The organism is Micromonospora noduli (assembly GCF_003264365.1).
GTDB classification, from domain to species: domain Bacteria; phylum Actinomycetota; class Actinomycetes; order Mycobacteriales; family Micromonosporaceae; genus Micromonospora; species Micromonospora noduli.
Genome location: NZ_PYAK01000016.1, coordinates 31,313 through 51,137, shown reverse-complemented (window position 1 = coordinate 51,137; position 19,825 = coordinate 31,313). Strand labels below are relative to the sequence as shown.

The 19,825-nt window shown below is 72.2% G+C and carries 14 protein-coding genes; 7 read left to right on the top strand and 7 right to left on the bottom strand.

The annotated features are described in order from the left end of the window. The first annotated feature begins 164 nt into the window (after nt 1-164). Both GUI43_RS15070 and GUI43_RS15065 read left to right on the top strand, forming a co-directional pair. Complete coding sequence (locus GUI43_RS15070) at nt 165-1,838, top strand: glycoside hydrolase family 10-like protein (RefSeq protein ID WP_112699086.1); 1,674 nt, start codon at nt 165-167, stop codon at nt 1,836-1,838. 107 nt (nt 1,839-1,945) lie between these two features. Continuing rightward, nucleotides 1,946-2,485 (top strand): phospholipase, encoded by a 540-nt coding sequence (locus tag GUI43_RS15065; RefSeq protein WP_112589318.1) that lies wholly within the window; start codon nt 1,946-1,948, stop codon nt 2,483-2,485. A 163-nt stretch (nt 2,486-2,648) separates the two neighbouring features. Here GUI43_RS15065 and GUI43_RS15060 read toward each other — a convergent pair whose 3' ends face one another. Together GUI43_RS15060 and GUI43_RS15055 are read right to left on the bottom strand one after the other, a co-directional pair. Further along, nucleotides 2,649-5,489: an ATP-binding protein gene (locus GUI43_RS15060; protein ID WP_112584257.1), complete on the bottom strand. Its 2,841-nt coding sequence runs from the start codon at nt 5,487-5,489 to the stop codon at nt 2,649-2,651. Nucleotides 5,490-5,641: 152 nt separating this feature from the next. After that, the gene (locus GUI43_RS15055) at nt 5,642-5,845 is read right to left on the bottom strand and encodes an FmdB family zinc ribbon protein (protein WP_112584256.1); all 204 of its coding nucleotides are present in this window, start codon (nt 5,843-5,845) and stop codon (nt 5,642-5,644) included. Between the two features lie 37 nt (nt 5,846-5,882). On the opposite strand from GUI43_RS15055, the gene GUI43_RS15050 reads away from it, so the two are divergent. The 5 genes from GUI43_RS15050 (at nt 5,883) to GUI43_RS15030 (ending at nt 13,621) form a co-directional block, all read left to right on the top strand. Then, complete coding sequence (locus GUI43_RS15050) at nt 5,883-7,475, top strand: lytic transglycosylase domain-containing protein (protein ID WP_112699085.1); 1,593 nt, start codon at nt 5,883-5,885, stop codon at nt 7,473-7,475. 72 nt (nt 7,476-7,547) lie between these two features. Next, nucleotides 7,548-8,564: a GNAT family N-acetyltransferase gene (locus GUI43_RS15045; protein ID WP_112584254.1), complete on the top strand. Its 1,017-nt coding sequence runs from the start codon at nt 7,548-7,550 to the stop codon at nt 8,562-8,564. A gap of 92 nt (nt 8,565-8,656) precedes the next feature. Next, a complete protein-coding gene (locus GUI43_RS15040; protein ID WP_112699084.1) occupies nt 8,657-11,935 on the top strand; it encodes a lamin tail domain-containing protein in 3,279 nt (1,092 codons plus the stop codon). A 169-nt stretch (nt 11,936-12,104) separates the two neighbouring features. Continuing rightward, nucleotides 12,105-12,674: an RNA polymerase sigma factor gene (locus tag GUI43_RS15035; protein ID WP_112699083.1), complete on the top strand. Its 570-nt coding sequence runs from the start codon at nt 12,105-12,107 to the stop codon at nt 12,672-12,674. A 17-nt stretch (nt 12,675-12,691) separates the two neighbouring features. After that, nucleotides 12,692-13,621 carry a CU044_5270 family protein gene (locus tag GUI43_RS15030; RefSeq protein WP_146758796.1) on the top strand — a complete coding sequence of 310 codons (930 nt, stop codon included), beginning with the start codon at nt 12,692-12,694 and terminating at the stop codon, nt 13,619-13,621. 122 nt (nt 13,622-13,743) lie between these two features. Here the strand turns inward: GUI43_RS15030 and hemB are convergent, their stop codons facing one another. From hemB to GUI43_RS15005, 5 genes are read right to left on the bottom strand one after another with little or no spacing between them, the layout of a single operon-like run. Continuing rightward, nucleotides 13,744-14,727, bottom strand: coding sequence for a porphobilinogen synthase (hemB, locus tag GUI43_RS15025; protein ID WP_112699082.1), 984 nt, complete (start codon nt 14,725-14,727; stop codon nt 13,744-13,746). 20 nt (nt 14,728-14,747) lie between these two features. Further along, nucleotides 14,748-16,328: a bifunctional uroporphyrinogen-III C-methyltransferase/uroporphyrinogen-III synthase gene (locus GUI43_RS15020; RefSeq protein WP_112584249.1), complete on the bottom strand. Its 1,581-nt coding sequence runs from the start codon at nt 16,326-16,328 to the stop codon at nt 14,748-14,750. Further along, nucleotides 16,325-17,293 (bottom strand): hydroxymethylbilane synthase, encoded by a 969-nt coding sequence (gene hemC / locus GUI43_RS15015; protein ID WP_112605225.1) that lies wholly within the window; start codon nt 17,291-17,293, stop codon nt 16,325-16,327. The genes GUI43_RS15020 and hemC overlap by 4 nt, the downstream gene beginning before the upstream one ends. Further along, the gene (locus GUI43_RS15010; protein ID WP_112584247.1) at nt 17,290-18,687 is read right to left on the bottom strand and encodes a glutamyl-tRNA reductase; all 1,398 of its coding nucleotides are present in this window, start codon (nt 18,685-18,687) and stop codon (nt 17,290-17,292) included. Before GUI43_RS15010 ends, hemC begins: the two co-directional genes overlap by 4 nt. After that, nucleotides 18,684-19,454, bottom strand: a complete 771-nt coding sequence (locus tag GUI43_RS15005; protein ID WP_112699081.1) for a redox-sensing transcriptional repressor Rex — start codon at nt 19,452-19,454, stop codon at nt 18,684-18,686. Before GUI43_RS15005 ends, GUI43_RS15010 begins: the two co-directional genes overlap by 4 nt. Nucleotides 19,455-19,825 lie beyond the last annotated feature (371 nt).

Genomic DNA, 19,825 nt, shown 5'->3' with positions numbered 1-19,825 from the left:
GCCGGTGACCGCCGTTGCTACCCACCGGCGCGATTGGTCAACCACGAACTCTTGCGGCGATGGCCAGATTGTGAAAATTTCCTACCAGCAACGCGGACATCGACGGCGAATCTTGCCGCGCACCGCGCGAAGCATCCGGGAGCCCCAACGAAGGGACACACCGCATGAAAGCCACCCGAATCGGAGTCGCCGGGCTGGTCGCAGCCCTGCTCGGCACGTTCGTCAGCGCCACCCCCGCGAGCGCCGCACCCAGCGCGGCCGACACCACCACCGCCACCTGCGCCACCGACCCCGCCACCCCGAAACGGCAGTTCCGGGCCATGTGGATCTCCTCGGTGGTCAACATCGACTGGCCCAGCAAGGCATCCCAGACCAGCCCGGATCGGATCGCGGCCCAGCAGGCCGAGTACCGCGAGCTGCTCGACCTCGCCGGGCGACTGCACCACAACGCCGTCGTGGTGCAGGTCCGGCCCACCGCCGACGCGCTCTGGCCCTCGCCGTACGAGCCCTGGTCGGAATATCTGACCGGGGTACGCGGCCAGGATCCGGGCTGGGACCCACTGGCCTTCCTGGTCGACGAGTCGCACAAGCGGAACCTGGAGTTCCACGCCTGGTTCAACCCGTACCGCGTCTCCATGCCGGCCCCCGGCGGCGCCGGCGCCGACCTCGCCCAGCTCGCCCCCGGCCACCCGGCCCAGCAGCACCCCGACTGGACCTTCGCCTACCCGCCGGCCGGCGTGGCCGGTAGCCGGCTCTACTACAACCCCGGAATTCCCGAGGTCCGCGAGTTCGTCCAGACCGCCATGATGGACGCCGTCAAGCGGTACGACATCGACGGCGTCCACTTCGACGACTACTTCTACCCCTACCCCAGCGGCACCCACCAGGTGCCGGACGACGCGGCCTTCGCGACCCACAACCGGGGCTTCACCGACCGGGCCGACTGGCGGCGGGACAACATCAACCTGCTGATCCAGGAGATGAACGGCAAGATCAAAGCGGCGAAGCCGTGGGTGAAGTTCGGCGTCAGCCCGTTCGGCATCTGGCGCAACAAGACCGCCGACCCGCTCGGTTCGGACACCACCGGCAGCCAGTCGTACGACATCATCTCCGCCGACACCCGCAAGTGGATCAAGCAGGAGTGGATCGACTACGTGGTGCCGCAGCTCTACTGGTACATCGGCCAGTACCCGGCCGCCGACTACGCGCGCCTCGTGCCGTGGTGGGCCGAGACGGTGCGCGGCACCCGCGTGCAGCTCTACATCGGCCAGGCCGACTACAAGAGCGGCGATCCGGCGTACGGGCCGTACTGGCAGAACCCGCGTGAGCTCTCCGACCACCTGACGCTCAACCGGTCGTACCCGGAGGTGCAGGGCAACGTGCACTTCTCCGCGGTGCAGGTGCGGGCCAACCGCCTCGGCGCCACCGACATCTACGCGGGCGAGCACTACTCCCGCCCGGCGCTGGTGCCGGCCATGCCCCACCTGCCGGCCCGGCCGCTGCTCTTCCCGGTGGTCAGCAAGGCGACCCGGCAGGCCGACGGGGTCCGGCTCACCTGGCGCCAGCCCGCCGACGGCGTCGGCCCGCTCGGCACCGCCACTTCGTACGCGATCTACCGCTTCGACGGCACCACGCTGCCCGGCCGGTGCGCCACTACCGACGCCGCGCACCTGGTCGCCACCGTCCGGGCCACGCCCGGTGGCACCCAGTCCTGGGTGGACACCTCGGCCGAGCCCGGTCGGCGCTACACCTACCAGCTGACCGCCCTGGACCGGTCCGCCAACGAGAGCCCCGCCAGCCCGCCGGCATTCGTCTGTTTCAACGTATGTCACCAATAGTTGACGACGCGCATACCGCCCAGTTGATCAGCTGATCGACACTCATCGACATCCGGTAACCCGCCGGTAACTTCCGTCCCACCCGCTCACCCCCGCGGAGGTAACCCGTGCCCCGACGTCTCGCCACCCTGATCGCCTCGGGCGCGTTAGCGCTGCTCGCCACCCTCGCCATCGCCTCCCCCGCCGCCGCCGTCACCCCCGCCCAACGGCTCTCCGTGCTGTCCAGCTGGACCCAGACCAGCGCGTCCAGCTACAACTCGTGGAACAGCGCCCGGGTCAACCGGGCACCCTGGGCCGAGTACAACTTCAACTGGTCCACCGACTACTGCTCGTCCAGCCCGGACAACCCGCTCGGCTTCACCTTCAACCTGGGCTGCTACCGGCACGACTTCGGCTACCGCAACTACAAGGCGGTCGGCCAGTTCTCCGCCAACAAGTCCCGCCTCGACAGCGCCTTCTACGAGGACCTGAAGCGCGTCTGCACCACGTACAACTCGGTCGTACGGCCGGCCTGCTACAGCCTGGCCTGGACCTACTACCAGGCGGTCAGCATCTTCGGTTCGGTAGCGGCCGTCCAGCAGGCCGACATCGACCGCGCAGCCCGAATGAAGGCCCAAGCCGAAGCCAAAGCCGCAGCAACCCACTAACCCCACCCCACTAACTCCACCCTCCCCCCCACCCCCCCCACCCCCCACCGCCCGCGTTGATCAAGAGGTTTCGGTCATCGGGAGCGCGTTTCCTGACGCAAACCTCTTGATCAACAAGGGTGGGGGTGGGGAGGGCAGGGTGGGGAGGGCAGGGTGGGGTGGGTTAGGCGCGTTCGGTTCGGGTGGCTGGATGGCGGTCGGGGTCGGCGGGACGGCGGGGGGTTGGTTGGGACAGGCCGGTGCTGAAGCGGGTCGAGTCCGCCGCCAGGTCCGGGTGTTCCACGTCGAGTGCCAGCGCCGCGGCCTCGTCCAGCCCCAGCTCCGCACCCTCGCCGTACGCGTCGTCGAAGGCCGCGTCGCCCAGCACCGCGCGCAACTCCCCCTGCTGCTCGGCCCAGTAACCGCCGAAGATGCCGGGGGTGGCACGCATGCTCGCCCGGGTGGCCTGCGCGGCCCCGAACAGGCGGGCGGCGGTCAACCGCTCCCCGCCGATCGCGCAGCGCACCGCGACCGCGTTCAAGGTGTCGCACGCCCGCCCGTGGTAGCCGTGGCCCATCCGGGAGCGCAACGCCACCAGCAGATGCTCGTGTGCGGCGATCACGTCGCCGCGGGCCAGCGCGACCATGCCGAGCAGCATGTCCACCGAACGCCTGCCCCGCTCCACGGGCCGGGCCGCCTCCACCGGACGGACCGCGCCCAGCAGTTCCGCCGCCTCCTCCAGGGCGCCCCGCCGCCAGAGCAGCTCGGCCAGGCTGAAGACCGCGAACAGCGCCTCGCCGACCACGTCCTGCCCGTGCGCCCAGTCGATGACCTCCCGGCACACCCGCTCGGCCTCGACGAACTGCCCCATGTCGACCAGGGGCGCGGCCCTGCCGGCGAGCACCCGGGCCAGCAACCCGGCGTCGCCGGCCTGCCGCGCCGCCGCCTCCGCCCGCTGGGAGTAGCGCAGCTCCTCGGCGAACTCGCCGTCGGCGCTGGCATGCAGCGAATGCATGTGGTAGGCCGCCGCCATCTCCGCCTCCGGGATCCGCTCCCCCGTCTCCGCAATTCGTCCGTACAGCCGGAACAGCCACAGCCGCCCCTCGCGGGCCAGGCCCCGCTCCAGCCACCACTGGTCCAGCCCACCCGCCAGACCGAGACCGGCACGCGCGCTCCCGCCGGTGGCGCACCACCGCAGCGCGGCGCGCAACTCCCCGGCCAGTGGATCGAGGGCATACAACGACAGCGTCACCGGTCGGCCGTCCTGGCCCAGATGGGCCCGGTCCAACGCGTGCGCCGACCAGGCCACGTGCCGGTCCCGAGCGGCCTGCTCCTCACCCGCCTCGGCCAACCGCCGCGCCGCGTACGCCCGGATGGGGTCGAGCATCCGGTAGGTGCTGCCGGCGGCACGCGGCTCGGCCAGCACCATCGACTTGTCGACCAGGACCGAGAGCGGATCCAGCGGATCGTCACCCAGCAACCACTCCACAGTCGCCAGATCCACCGGGCCGGCGAAGACCGCCAGCCACCGCAGCAGGCGGGCGGCCCGGGGCCCCAGCGTCCGGTAGGACCAGGTGACGGTGGCCTGCATGGTCATATGTCGTTCGGTGGCCGAGCGCTGCACCGCTCGGCTCGCCGGCGTGGGCGGTGACGCCCCGGCCGCCGCCGCGACCAGGTCCACGGTGTCCTGCTGGTTGCCGGACCAGCCCCGCTCCACCGGCGGCGGATCCGGGTCCTCCCGGCCGGCGTCCAGGGTGCCGAGGACGTCGTCCAGCCGCTCGGCGAGCTGGCCGACGGAGAGCACCCGCAGCCGGGCGGCGGCCAACTCGATGGCGAGAGGCAGACCGTCCAACCGCTGCACGACCCGGCGCAGGTCGGCGGACTCGGCCGGGTCGGGCTGCCGACCACCGCGCGCCGCCGCCGTACGGTCCAGCAGCAGCGCCACCGCGTCGCTCTCCGCACCGTCCGCGCGCGGGTCGACCGAGAGCGGCGGAATCCGCCACACCACCTCGCCGGGCAGGCTGAACGACTCACGACTGGTGGCCAGCACCCGTACGCCGCCCCCGCCGGACAGCAGACGCGCGATCACCTCTGCGCAGGCGGCCGGTTGGGTGTCGCAGGTGTCCAGTACGACAAGCATCCGGCGGCCGGCCGCGTACTCGACGAGGGTGTCCAGCATCGGCCGGCCCGGCTCGGGACGCAGGCCGAGCACGGCGGCGATGGCGAACGCCACCAGCCCCGGGTCGGTCACCGAGGCGATGTCGACGAACCAGACCCCGTCCGGGTACGCCTCGACAACTCCGCTGGCCAGCTCCACCGCGAGCCGGGTCTTGCCCGCGCCGCCGGCGCCCAGCACGGTGACCAGGCGGTGTTGACGCACCAGCAGGCCCAACTCGATGCGCTCGGCCTGCCGGCCGACGAACGAGGTCACCTGGGTGGGCAGGTTGTGCGCCACCGCGTCGGCGGTGCGGGGCCGGGGGAACTGCCGCTCCAGACCCGGGGCGACCAGTTGGAACAGTCGTTCCCGGTCGTCGAAGCCGCGCAGTCGGTGCAGGCCCAGGTCGAGCAGGGTCGCACCCGGCGGCATCGGCTCGGCCCGCCGTGCGGTGGACGCGGTGCAGAGCACCTGCCCGCCGTGCGCGGCGGCCGCCACCCGGGCAGCCCGGTGCACCTCGGGGCTGGCGTACTCGCCGTCGCGTGGCTCGGCATAGCCGGTGTGCAGGCCCATCCGCACCCGGGGCGCGGCCTCGGAGGTGGGCCAGTCGTGGCTGGACAGTGCCCGCTGGGCGGTCAGGCACGCGGTCATCGCCGCGGTCGCTTCCTCGAAGGCCAGGAAGAACGAGTCGCCCTCGGTCAGCAGCTCCGCGCCACCCGTGCTGGCCAGCGTGCGGCGCAGCAGCCGTCGATGCTCGGCGAGCACCGGGCGGTAGTCCGGGCCGAGCAGCTGAGCCAGCCGGGTCGAGCCCTCGATATCGGTAAATACGAAGGTCACCCAACCGCTCGGGAGCTGGATCCGTGGCGACATGCGAGGAACCTCCGCCCGTGACGTCGGGTTCATGCTGCCTGAATCCGAACGATCACACATCGTGAGAACGGCCGGGCAAGTGCCGCCTCAACGTGCCACTCGGACCCGCTCCCGGCAAGGCCGGCCCACCAGGCGGCGCCGAATTGGCCCGATCAGCAGCCGCAGGCGCCGCCGCAGCAGCCACCACCAGCGGGTGCCGGGGCACCACTGCGGCCGGTGACCGCGACCGCGGAAAGAAGCTTGACCGTGTCGGCGTGTCCCTGTGGGCAGCTGGCCGGCTCACCGGCCGCCGCCATCGAACGGTTGACCTCGAAGGTGTCGCCGCAGGCGCGGCAGCGGAACTCGTACCGGGGCATGGCACCCAGGGTACGTGGATCTGGCGGTTCGCGGAGCATGGGTGATACTCGACAGGTGGTGGACGGCGAGGACGACACGCATGTGCAACCGTTACGACCGGCCGCGCCGCTGGACGGGCCGCTCGAAGGCTCAGGGGCCGCGCCCGACCCGGTGCGCAAGGTGCCCCGCCCCCGCCGCCCCTGGCTGAGCGGGCGTTCCGCGTCCGCGCCGACCACGCCGCCGGCCACCACGCCGGCTCCGCCAGTGGCCAAGCCCACCGCGTCCGACTCCGCCGGGTCCGAACCGGACGCGAGCGCCACCGGCACGAAGGTTCCGGCCGAACCCGTCCCGGCGGTCGCAAGCCCAGCAGCCGCCCCCCAGGCCGCGGCACCCAAGGCCGAGGCCGCGAAGGCCGAGATTGGTAAAGCCGAGGACCTCAAGGCCGACGCTGCAAAACCCGAGGACCAGAAGACCGACACCCTCAGGGCCGAGGACGCGAAGGCCGACGCCCCCAAGGCCGACGCCCCGAAAGCCGAGGATGCGAAAGCCGACGCCTCGAAGGCGGACGGCAGCGCCAGCGGCTCGTCCGCGTCGAAGGCGGCCGGCGCGTCGAGCGCCGACACGTCAGCCGATGACGCGAAGACCGGTGCCGCGGACCCGGCGAAGACCACTGTGGATGAGGTCCCGGTCGTGCCGGCGTCCGACCCGGCCCGTCGGCGGCGGGTGCAGTTCGCCCACGCGGTACGTCTGCCGCCACGCCGGGCAGCGGCCGCCGCGGCACAGGCGACCCGCGCCTGGGCACGCCGGCCGAGTGGTCGGCTGACCCTGCCCGGCGTCTTCCTGCTGGCGCTGGTGGCCGCGACCGGCGCGGCGGGAGCGCTGCTCGTACCGGCCGCGATCCGCTCACCCCGCCCGGTCGCTGTCGACGCCTCGGCCACGCCGAGCGGGGTAGCGGCGCCGGGAATGCCGTCCGGCCTGCCCGCCAGCCCGCTGCCCACCGGGCCGCTGCCGACCCTGCCGCTGCCCACCGGCGGGTTGCCCGGCAACGGGCTGCCGACCGGGTCGGTGATCGGTGGCCGACCGTCGGACGCCCTGGCCGGCTGGGCGCAGCAGGTCGGTGCCAAGGTCGGCGTCCCGGCGGTCGCCATGCAGGCGTACGGCTACGCCGAGCTGGTGCTCGCCCAGTCCAACCGCAGCTGTGCGCTGAGCTGGACCACGCTGGCCGCGATCGGAAAGGTCGAATCGGATCACGGCTCGACCAACGGGGCGCGGTTGGGGCAGGACGGCAAGGCGGTGCCCAACATCTTCGGGCTGCCGCTGGACGGGAAGGAGGGTCGGATGCGGATCATCGACACCGACCGTGGGGCGCTCGACGGGGACGCGACCCTCGACCGCGCCATCGGCCCGATGCAGTTCATCCCGACCACCTGGCAGGAGATCGGCGCGGACGCGGACAACGACGGCCGCAAGGACCCGCACGACCTGGACGACGCCGCCCTGGCAGCGGGCAATTACCTCTGCAAGGGTGGTCGAAACCTGAGCATCGCGGGCGACTGGTGGAACGCGATCCTCTCCTACAACGACGTCCGGCGGTACGCCCAGGACGTCTACGACACCGCGAACCGGTACGGACGGGCCAGTCGGTCGTGAAGTGATCGTCTCGATACGTTGGAGAACTGGACACTTCCCCCGGGCCTCTGTTAGCGGCAAGCTAGACGGGTGATGGTGCGCGAGTGGGACCCCAGGACCGCGTCGTCCGCCGAGATCGCGTCGCTGTTGGCCACGCTGAACGCGGTTCTGGCGGCCGATCTGCCGCAGGATCCGCCCTGGCGGGAGGCTTCGCTGCGGGAGTACCTCGCCGAGGTGATGCCCGGCGAGCGGCGGATTTCCTGGATCGCCCAGGCCGAGCCGACCGCCCCGGGCGACACGGGCGAGGTGATCGGCCAGGTGCACGTACTCCTTCTGGGTGACATCGGCGTGCTCGAGGTGCTGGTGCACCCGTCCGCCCGGCGCACCGGCCTCGGCCGTGACCTGGTGCTGCGCGCCGCACGCCGGGTCTATCAGGAGGGCTTCCGGTCGATCGGGGTCGAGGTCGTCGGCGACACGCCGGCGGTCGGGTTCTACGAGTCGCTCGGCTTCAACCGGGAGTACGTGGAGACGCGCAGCGTGCTCGACCTGACCGCGGTGGACTGGGCCGAGCTTGCCGAGATGGCCACCGGCATCAGCGCGGGCTACCAGCTGCAGTTCTTTCCGGGCGGGCCGCCGGACGACCTGATCGAGGCGTACGCGCGGGCCAAGGCCGAGGTGCGCGACGTCGACGACGGTGAGCTGCGCCCCAGCTCCTACGACCCGGAGCGGCTGCGGGACAGCCTCGACACGCTGCACCGGCGGGGCATGAAGCCGTACATCGTGCTCGCCCGGCACGAGCAGAGCGGCGAGGTGGCCGGCCTGACCGAGGTGGTGGTGCCGGCGCAGCACCCGACCCGCGCCGACCAGTACGACACGATCGTCGCGCAGGATCACCGGGGTTACGGCATCGATCGGGCGATCAAGGCCCGGATGCTGCTGGAGTTGCGCTCCGCCGAGCCGGAGCTGATCGAGGTGCAGACCTGGAACGCGCAGGCCAACGAGGCGATGTTGAAGGTCAACGCGGAGCTGGGCTACCGCCCCGACCGGGACTGGTGCGAATACAGCGTCGACGTCGCTGAGCTGGTGCACCGCCTCGATCCGCCGCGCTGAGAAATTCACGAAACTGTCCATTAGGGGATGGACGGTGGACAGTCGCGCACCTTAACGTGCGTTGACCCCCATCCACCCATCGTGGAGGCCCTATGCGCCCGCGCCGCTCAATCGCCGCGCTCGCGACCGCCACCGCCGCCGTGACCGTCACGGCGCTCGGCGTCGCACCCACCGCGGCCAGCGCCGCGCCCACCGACCTGTTCATTTCGGAGTACGTCGAGGGTTCGTCGAACAACAAGGCGATCGAGCTGTTCAACGGCACGGGCGCCGCCGTCGACCTGGCGGCCGGTGGCTACCAGTTGCAGCTCTACTTCAACGGCTCCACCACGGCCACCACGATCGCCCTGACCGGCAGCGTGGCGGCCGGAGACGCGTTCGTGTTCGCCAGCGCCTCGGCCGGGGCCGCCATCCTCGCCCAGGCCGACCAGACCACCGGGGCGAGCCTCTTCAACGGTGACGACGCGATCGTGCTGCGCCGGGGCACCACAGTGCTCGACTCGATCGGCCAGGTGGGCGTCGACCCGGGCACCGAGTGGGGCGCCGGCGTCACCAGCACCGCTGACAACACAGTGCGTCGACTGCCGAACGTGGCCGCCGGTGACACCGACCCGTCGGACGCGTTCGACCCCGCCACGCAGTGGGCCGGTTTCCCCGTCGACACGTTCGACGGGCTGGGCGCGCACACCGTGGACGGCGGTGGCCCGGTCGACGTGCCGGCCACGCTGACCTGTGGCGGGCCGCTGGTCACCGCCGCCGGCACGGCCGCGAGCCGCGAGGTGACCGCCGCCGACCCCGACGACACGATCGTCGACCTGGCGGTGACCGCGATCAGCCCGAGCCCGACCTCCGGCTCGATCACCCGTACCGCGTTCACCCCCACCGACGGGGTGGGCGGCACCGCCCGCGCCACGGTCGGCGTGAGCGCCGACCTCGCCGCCGGGGCGTACACAGTCACCCTCACCGCGACCGACGCGGGCGGTGGCACCGCGAGCTGCGCGCTGGCCGTGCAGGTGACCCGGGAGCTGACCGTCGGCGAGGTGCAGGGTCCGACCACCGACACCGAGTCCGGTCCGAGCGACCGGTCACCGCTCGCACCGGCGAGCGGCAACGGCACGAGCAGCACGCTGTACGACGTACGCGGCGTGATCACCCAGTTGACCCTGGCCCGCACCTCGGCCGGGGCGGAGCAGCACGGCTTCTTCCTGCAGAGCCGCGTTGGTGACACCGACGGCGACCCGACCAGCTCCGACGGCATCTTCGTGTTCATGGGCACGTTCACCTCGCTGATCGGCGGTTACGTGCCGACGGTCGGCGACGAGGTGGTGCTGCGGGCCCGGGTGTCTGAGTACTACAACTTCACCCAGCTCTCCGGCGCGTCGCTGGTCCGCCGGGTCGGCGGTGGGCTGGTCGTGGACAGCGCGGTCGCGGTGGCCGACGCGGTGCCGCCGGCCGTGCTGACCGACGCGCAGCGCTTCTGGGAGCGGCACGAGGGTTCCCGGATCCGGGTACGCGCGGGCAGCGGCGCGGTGAGCGGCCGGGACGTCTTCTCCTCCACTGCCGACGCGGAGCTGTGGGTGGTCGACCGCGACGACCCGCTGCTGGACCGCGCCGACGCGTACTCCCGGCGGGTCTTCCGTGATTCGCACCCACTGGACAACGACCCGACCCGCCGCTTCGACGACGGCAACGGCCAGCGGACGCTGCTCGGCAGCATGGGCGTGAAGGCCACCGCCGGGGACAGCGCCGCGCTGCTCCCGCCGGCGCACACTTTCGACACGCTGCGGGCGGACGCGGTGGGCGGGGTCTACTACTCGTTCGAGAAGTACGGCGTCCAGGTCGAGCGGGCGGAGTTCGCCGCCGGGGCCGACCCGTCGAAGAACAACCCGCCCAAGCCGGCCGACCGGTCGCAGGAGGTGGCCGTGGCCACCTACAACGTGGAGAACCTGTACGACTACCGCGACGACCCGTTCGACGGCTGCGACTTCGCCGGTAACGCCGGCTGCGTGGGCGTCGACCCGCCGTTCGACTACGTCCCGGGCAGCGAGGCGGAGTACCGCGAGCAACTGGCCGCGCTCGCCGACCAGATCGTCACCGACCTGCACGCACCGGACCTGATCCTGGTGCAGGAGGCCGAGGACCAGGACATCTGCACGGTCTCCGGTGCGGCGCTGAGCTGCGGCGACACCAACAACGCCGATGGTGCTCCGGACAGCATCCAGGAGTTGGCGCTGACGGTCGCGGCGGCCGGTGGGCCCACGTACGCCGCCGCCTATGACCGGACCGGCGCGGACGCCCGCGGTATCACAGCGGCCTTCCTGTACCGCACGGACCGGGTGTCGCTGGCGGCCGCGACGGCGGCGGACCCCCTGCTGGGGTCGGCACCGACCGTTCAGTACCGGGCTGCGGGGTTGCCGGCCAACGCCGACGTGCAGAACCCGAAGGCCCTCAACGCGGTGTTGCCGGCGGATGTGGACACCTCGACCGGTCGGGACGGGAGCAACGTCTTCACCCGTGCCCCGCAGTTGGGCAAGTTCAGCGTGGCCGCGGCGCCCGGCTCGACCGAGCGGTTCACCCTGTACGCGCTCAGCAACCACTACTCCTCCGGCCCGGACAGCCGGGTCGGGCAGCGGCGGGAGCAGGCGCGTTACGGCGCGGCGATCGTGACCGCGATCGAGGCGGCCGACCAGACCGCCCGGGTGGTCTACGGCGGGGACCTGAACGTGTTCCCCCGCCCGGACGATCCCATCGCCACCGGCGAGCAGCCCACGCCGTCGGACCAGCTCGCCCCGCTCTACGAGGCGGGCCTGCACAACCTGTGGGACAACCTCGTCGCGGACGTGCCGGCCTCGGCCTACTCGTACAGCTTCGAGGGGCAGGCGCAGACACTCGACCACCTGTTCGTCAACGACGCGTTCTACGGCGACCTGGTGCAGGTGCGGGCAGCGCACATCAACGCCGACTGGCCGGCGGAGTTCGCCGGTGACGGGTCGCGCGGTTCCAGTGACCACGACCCGCAGGTGGCCCGGTTCCGGTCCCGAGCGTCGTTGACAGTGGCCGACACGGCGGTGGCCGAGGGCAACCAGGGCACCCGGCAGCTCACCTTCACCGCCACCGTGTCCCGGCCGCTGTCCCAGTCGGTGCTGCTCTGCGCCGCCACCGTCGGCCTCACGGCGCAGGCGGGCTCGGACTTCGACCCGTACGCCGGCTGCAAGGTGTTGGCCGCCGGGCAGACGTCGGTGGCGTTCCCGGTGTCGGTGCGCGGTGACCGCAAGCGGGAGGCGGACGAGAAGTTGACGCTGCTGGTGGCCGGCGTGCCCGGCCTGCGGCTGGCTGATCCACTCGCGACCGGAACGATCACCAACGACGACTGAGGGTTTCCGCTCAGCCGCGCGTGATCGCGCTCGATCCAGGATGTAGTGGCCTCCGCGGACCAGGAGGCCACTACATCCGCGTTTCGGCATGACCTTGCCCTGGGACGTAACACAGTGCCGCCGCCGAGCCAATGAAGGGGTGTAAGGACGGCCAACGAGAGGACGGCCTGTGACTATCCCGAGACCAGGCGGGGACGGCCTGGCGGCCATCGGCGCGGACCCCGAGGCGTTCGAGCGGTTCTACCGGCGGCACGTCGAGACGATCAGCCGGTTCGTCGCCCGTCGTGTTGACGACCCCCACACTGCCGCCGATCTCACGGCCGAGGTGTTCCTCGCGGTGATTGACAGTGCGGCCAGTTACCGGCCGGAGCGGGGCAGCGAGTTGGGCTGGCTCTTCGGCGTGGCTCGCAACGTCATCGCGGCCGAACATCGGCGCGCGACCCGACTCCTGCGGGCCAGCGGTCGCATAGCGGGACGACGGCTGCTCGATGCCGACGACATCGCCCGGATCGAGGAACGCATCGACGCCGAGGCGCTGGCCCGCCGCACCTACCAGGCGCTGCGCGGCCTACCGGAGCGCACCCGCACCCTGTTGGAACTCGTCGCCGTCGACGGCCTGTCCGTGGCGGACGCCGCCGACGCGCTCGGCATCTCCCCGGTCGCAGCCCGGGTCCGCGTGCACCGGGCACGCCGCGCGGTACGCCTCGCGCTCGCACAGTCCGAATCCGCACTCGTCTGATCGGAGGGATGATCACCATGACCCACACCCCACTGGGCAACTTCGAGGAACGACTCCTCGGCGAGTTGCGGGACCACGTCACGAACCAGACCTCCGACCCGGCGCCGACCGCGCCTCCCGTTCGTGCAGCCCGCCGAGGCCCACGGTGGCGGACGCCGGGCTGGCGCCTGGCCGGGGTCGGTGGGCTGGCCGCCCTGCTGACCATCGGCGGGTTGGTGGTGCAGACGGTGGACGACGCGCCACCGACGGCGAGCGCGGCCGAGATCCTGACCGAGGCCGCGGATACGGCCCGGCAGCAGCCCGACCTGGTGGCCCGCCCCGGCCAGTTCCTCTTCATCGAACTGCGACTCACCTCGCGGGATCGGCCGGATGCCGGCCCGTACACCCAGGAGCGGCTCCAGCGCTGGGTGCCGGTCGGCGACGACCCCACCTGGCAGCAGCGGCGGAGGCTGGAGAGCCGCCCCGACGAGTGGCGGACCGACAACGTCTCGCACCTGGCGCCGCCGCCCGGCTACTTCCAGGGCCTGCCCACCGAGCCGGAGCAGATGGCGCAGTACCTGCGGGATCACCCGATCCCAGTGGATCTGCCCGCCGGTGCGGACCTGGAGGCCATCCGCAACGACCCTGCGACGATCTTCGGCGACGGAATGTGGATGCTTGAGGGGTACGTGCCGCCGCAGTCGCTCGGTGCACTGTTCCAGGCCATGGCCCAGGTGCCCGGGGCCACAGTGTTGCCCGGCGAAATTCGGGACGCGGCCGGCCGGCGGGGGGTGGCACTGCGGACGCCGGGCGTGTTCGGTGCACACATCGACCTGATCTTCGACCGGGAGACCCACGCCTACCTCGGCACCCGCCGTCTTATCGTGCGGGATGGCAAGGAGTCGCCGTACACGAGCACTGCCATCACCCAGATGGCGGTCGTCGACCGCCCGGGGCAACTGCCCTGATCGTCAGGGCCCGGCGATGATCGCGCTCGATCCTGGAAATAGTGGCCTCCCCTGAGGACGAGGCCACTATTTCCTTGTTTCAGCGCGATCGAATCGTCGGGCCCGCGTGCGGGTGGGGCCGCTCAGTAGCGCTGACGGAGCAGGTTGGCGGCCTCGACGGCCCAGTAGGTGAGGATGACCTGCGCACCGGCCCGCTTGATCGAGGTGAGCGTCTCCAGCATCACCCGCTCGCGGTCGATCCAGCCGTTCGCGGCGGCCGCCTCGACCATCGCGTACTCCCCGGAGACCTGGTAGGCGGCGACCGGGACGTCGACCGCGGCCCGCACCGCCGACACCACGTCGAGGTAGGGCAGCGCCGGCTTGACCATCACCAGATCGGCGCCCTCGGCGACGTCCAACGCGACCTCGCGCAGCGACTCACGCAGATTGGCCGGGTCCTGCTGGTAGGTGCGCCGGTCGCCCTCCAGCGCCGACTCCACCGCCTCCCGGAACGGGCCGTAGAAGGCGGAGGCGTACTTCACTGCGTACGCCAGCACGGAGACGTCCTGGTAGCCGGCAGCGTCGAGGGCCCGGCGTACCACGCCGACCTGGCCGTCCATCATCCCGGACGGCCCGACCATGCCGACCCCGGCGGCGGCCTGGGCCACCGCCATCTCGGCGTACGCGGCCAGGGTGGAGTCGTTGTCGACCTCACCGTCGGGGGTGAGCAGCCCACAGTGCCCGTGCGAGGTGAACTCGTCGAGGCACAGGTCGCTCATCACCACAGTGGCGTCGCCCACCTCGGCCACCACGTCGCGGATGGCGACGTTGAGGATGCCGTTCGGGTCGATGCCGCCGGAGGCGGTCGGGTCCCGCTGCTCCGGCACGCCGAAGAGCATGATCCCACCGACACCGGCCTGGACCGCCTCGGCCGCCGCCTTGCGCAGCGAGTCCCGGGAGTGCTGGAGCACCCCCGGGAGCGACCCGATGGCGCGGGGCTCGGTCAGCCCCTCCTTGACGAACATCGGCACGACCAGCTCGGCCGGGTCGACCCGGGTCTCGGACACCAGCCGGCGGACCGCCGGGTTGCGGCGCAGCCGGCGGGGCCGGATCTCGGGGTACGACATGGCAGGCCCTCCTCGAACGACTACCGGAAGCGCAGAGCGGTCGGGCCCTGCACCTTCGAGCCACGGCGCTGCTTTGCCGGCATGGCGGCCAGCTTCTCCCGCAGCTCGACGGCGTAGGCGGCGAGCGCCTCCACCAGGTCGGGCACCGAGGCGTGCGGCGGCTGGACGTCGACGCGCAGGCCGAACTCCGTCGCGGTCTCCGCCGTCTTGGGCCCAATGACGGCAACAACCGTCCGGGCGTGCGGCTTCCCGGCGATGCCGACCAGGTTGCGCACGGTGGAGGACGAGGTGAAGAGCACCGCGTCGAACCCGCCCGACTTGATCGCGTCGCGGATCTCGGCGGGCGGCGGAGCGGCCCGCACCGTCCGGTACGCGGTCACGTCGTCGACCTCCCAGCCGCGCTCGGTGAGCCCGGCGGCGAGCGTCTCGGTGGCGATGTCGGCGCGCGGCAGCAGCACCCGGCCCACCGGGTCGAGGATCTCGTCGTGCGGCGAGAACTCGGCCAGCAGGCCCTCCGAGGACTGCTCCCCGGCGGGGATCAGCTCCGGCTGGATGCCGAACGCGCGGACCGCGTCCGCGGTGGCCTCACCGATGCAGGCGATCTTGACGCCGCCGAAGTGCCGGGCGTCGAGGCCGTGCTCGGCGAACTTCTCCCAGACCGCGCGGACCGCGTTCACCGACGTGAAGATCACCCAGGCGTACCGGCCGTCGACCAGGCCCTTGACGGCCCGCTCCATCTGCGCCGGGGTACGCGGCGGCTCGACCGCGATGGTCGGCACCTCGCAGGGGATCGCCCCGTACGCGCGCAGCCGGGCGCTCATCGCGCCGGCCTGCTCCTTGGTGCGAGGTACGAGCACCTTCCAGCCGTACAGCGGGCGGTTCTCCCACCAGCTCAGCTTGTCGCGCTGCCCCACGCCGACACCGACGGTGAGCACCACCCGGCCGGTGAAGCCGAGCGCGGCGGCCACGAAGCTGTCCACTGTCGACGTGGTCGTGTACTGGGTCTCGCCGGTGCCGTCGCCGGTCACCCCGACGCCGGTGGTGCCGTCGACCCCGGCGGCGAGCAGCCCGTCGCGGACGGCGGCGAGGTCACCGGCGTCCACGGCGAGCGCGAGCGAACCCCGGCCGACAGCCGTGGCCAACGCCTCGAAGTCCAGCGCGCTGACGTCCTCGACGTCGGCGGCCGTACGGACACCCGGCAGCGGGACCCCGGCGTAGGTGGCCACACCCTCGGCCTGGCCGACGCCCGGCACCACCTCGAAGTGGGCGGCGGTGCGGGCCACCGCCTGCACCTCCTTGACCACCGAGTCGTGCCCGAACGGGTCGCCGGCGACGAGGTGCACCGCGTTGAGCCCGGAGCGGGCCGCGGAGATCAGCACCTTCGCCACGTCCCCCGGCGCGCCCTCGGCCGGGGTGAACTCGGCATCGTCCCTGGCCTCGGCGCGAACGACGGTGAGCAACGACTCCGGGACTCCCCGGTCGTAGATCACCTGGTCGGCGTCGACCAGGGCGTCGTGGGCCCGACGGGTCAGCAGGCCCGGGTCACCGGGGCCAGCCCCGACGAACGCGATACGGCCGACGGGCTTACGGGTGCGGGTCATTCTGTGCTCCCAAATTGCTGGGTCCCCGGGCCGGTGTGTCCTTCGTGGCCGAGGATCGAGTCGGCGCCGAGGTCGAGGAGTTCGGCGGCGAGTGCCTTACCGATCTCCGCCGCGTCGGCGGGCGTTCCGGTGCGGGACAGCCGGAGGTCACGAGTGCCGTCCGGGCTGATCACCGCCCCGCGCAGGTAGATCTCATCGCCGGTCTCGCCTTCGGCGAGTTCGGCATAGGCGGCGACGGGTGCGCTGCACCCGGCCTCCAGGGTTGCCAGAAACGCACGTTCCGCGGTGACCGCGGCACGCGACGGTGCGTGGTCGAGCACGGCGAGCAGCTCGACCAGGTCCTGGTCGTCGACCCGGCACTCCACTGCCAACGCGCCCTGAGCGGGAGCGGGCAGCATGAGCATCGGGTCCAGCGACTCGGTGATCACGTCGAGCCGGCCGAGTCGGGCCAGACCGGCCCGGGCCAGGACGACGGCGTCGAGGTCGGCCTCGGGACCGAGCACCCGCCCCAGGCGGGTGTCGACGTTGCCGCGGATCGGGGTGACCTCCAGTTGCAGGCCGAGGGCGTGCAACTGGGCGATCCGACGCAGCGCTCCGGTGCCCACGGTGGCCCCGGGCGGCAGCTCGGCGAGCGTCCGGCCGTCGCGGGCCACCAACGCGTCGCGCGGGTCCTGCCGGGCCGGTACCGCCGCGATGTGCAGCCCACCGGCGGCGGCCGTGGGCAGATCCTTGTACGAGTGCACCGCGAAGTCGATCGTCCCGGCGGTCAGCGCGTCACGCAGGGCGGAGACGAACACCCCGACGCCCAGCCGGTGCACCGGCGCGTTGGAGCGGTCGCCCGCGGTGACCACCTCGACCAGCTCGACGGGGCGGCCGGTGGCGGCGGTCACCGCCTCGGCGACCTGGCCGGACTGGGCCATCGCCAGGGCGCTGCCCCGGGTGCCGAGGCGCAGGGGGGCGGTCATCGCGCACCTCCGGTGGGTGGGGTGGGCTCGGCGGCGTCGGCTCCGGACACCGGGTCGGTGCCGGGGAGCGCCATGCCGAGGTCGGGGGTCAGCACGTCCGGGACGGTGTCCACCGGCGAGGTCTGCGGCACCTCAAGGTCGAACAGCTCGCGCAGCAGTGCCGCGTACTGGTCGCCGCCGGGCTCCGCGGCCAACTGGCGGACCTTGACGGTGGGCTGGTGCAGCAGCCGCTGCACGACCCGGTGCACAGTGCGGGCCACCTCGGCCCGCAGGTCGTCGCCGAGGTCGGGGCGACGCTGGGCCAGTCGGCGCAGCTCGGCGGTGACCACGTCGTCGGCCCGGCCGCGCAGCGCGGCCACTGTGGGTGCCACGTCTGCGCCGCGCAGCCAGGTGAGGAAGCCCTCCACCTCGCCGAGCACGATGCGTTCGACGGCCGCGGCGTCGGCAGCCGCCGGACCGTCGGCGAGCAGCGCCGCCATCCGGTCGATGTCGATCACCTCGACGCCGGGCAGCTCGGCGACGCCCTCCTCGACGTCGCGCGGTACGGCCAGGTCGAGCAGGACCAGCGGGCCCCGGGACGGGTCGCGCTCGGCCAGCGCTGCGGTGACCACCGCCCGGGTGAGGACCGGTTCGGTGGACGCGGTGGCGGCCACTACGATGTCCACTGTGGAGAGGGTGTCGGCCAGCTCGGTCATCGGCGCGGCAGTCGCCCCGTACGACTCGGCGAGCCGGACGGCCCGGTCGGCGCCCCGGTTGCTGACGGTGAGGGGCCCGGCGCCCAGCCGGGACAGCGTGGCCACCCCGAGCGAACCCATCGCACCGGCGCCGACCACCAGGGCCGGGTGGCCGACGAGGTCGCCGTCGAGGTGCCCGGCGGCCAACTCCAGGGCGGCGGTGACGACGCTCTGGCCGGCCCGGTCGATGCCGGTCTCGGCGTGGGCGCGCTTGCCGACCCGCAGCGCCTGCTGCATCAGCTCGTGCAGCAGCCGACCGGCCGAGTCGGCGCCGGTGGCCCAGTGGTACGCGTCACGCAACTGGCCGAGGATCTGCGCCTCGCCCACCACCATCGAGTCCAGACCGGTGGCGACCCGGAAGACGTGATCGACGGCCGCGGTGTCGTAGTGCACGTACAGGTGGCTGGCGAGCGCGGTCGGCGAGCTGCCGGCCTGCTCGGCCAGCACGGCGCAGACGTCGCCGAGCCCACCGTGGAAACCGGACACGGCGGCGTAGACCTCCACCCGGTTGCAGGTGGAGACGATCACCGCCTCGGAAACGTACGGCTGGGCGACCAGGCGGTCCAGTGTTCGGGTCAGGTCGGCGGGGGGCACTGCCAGCTGCTCCAGCGTGGCGACCGGGGCGGTCCGGTAGGACGCGCCGACGACGAGCAGTTTCACGTGCCTATCGCCTCCTGGGTGTCGGTGGCCGCGAACCCGCCCGGCAGGGCGGTGAGAGCGGTCCCGCCGGTGGCGGGCAGCGCGGTCAGCGACGCCTTGCGGTGCTCGTGGAAGGACAAAATCTGCAGCTCGATGGCGAGGTCGACCTTGCGCACGTCGACCCCCTCCGGAACCGAGAGTACGCACGGCGCGAAGTTGAGGATGCTCGTCACGCCGACGGCGACCAGTTGGTCGGCGACCTGCTGGGCGGCGCCGGCCGGGGTGGCGATCACGCCGATCGCGAGGGATTCCTCCGCGGCGACCGTCGGCAGGTCGTCAACATGCCGGACTACCAGGCCGTTGATCTCCTCACCGACCCGGGAGGGATCGGCGTCGAGCAGTGCGGCGATCCGGAAGCCCCGGCTGGCGAAGCCGTCGTAGCCGGCCAGAGCGTGACCGAGATTACCCACGCCGACCAGGGCAACCGCCCGGCGTTGGGTGAGCCCGAGCACATACTCGATCTGCTCGATCAGCAGCGCGACGTCGTAGCCGACGCCCCTGGTGCCGTACGAGCCGAGGTGGGAGAGGTCCTTGCGGAGCTTGGCGGAGTTGACCCCGGCGGCGGCGGAGAGGCCCTCGCTGGAGACCGTCTCGTGCCCGGCGTCGGCGAGATTGTGCAGCGCGCGCAGGTACTCCGGGAGCCGAGCGACGGTCGCCTCGGGCAGATCCGGGAGCGCCGGTACGGCACCGGCGCGGCCGGGCGCGCCTGGGTGACGGTGCTGACTCATGAGACTCCGTGCGGTGCGATCCTCGGCCAACTCCGCTGGTCGGCCGTTTGTGGACTCCCGCTGGCGACCGAGGTTGCCGGCTGTGCTAGCAGGGCGCGTCGGAGTCACAGCGTAGGCGCTTGTGAAGACGTGCACAAATCGCGATCTTGTCGCTGCGTGGCGCGACCTCACCAGCCCCTCCATTCCACAAGATCGATTGAACGGCCTGGTCCGCTCACCGCCAGGGCGATTATTGCTCAATCCCGACTTCTCTGACCAATCCCGCGCCGGGGTCGTCACGGCAGTGGTAGAGGCGGTGCCGGCGTTGGTAGGGACAGCACTACGGAGGAGAGGCGGGGTTTCGGGATGGGGACGCCGAGCCCAGATGCCTA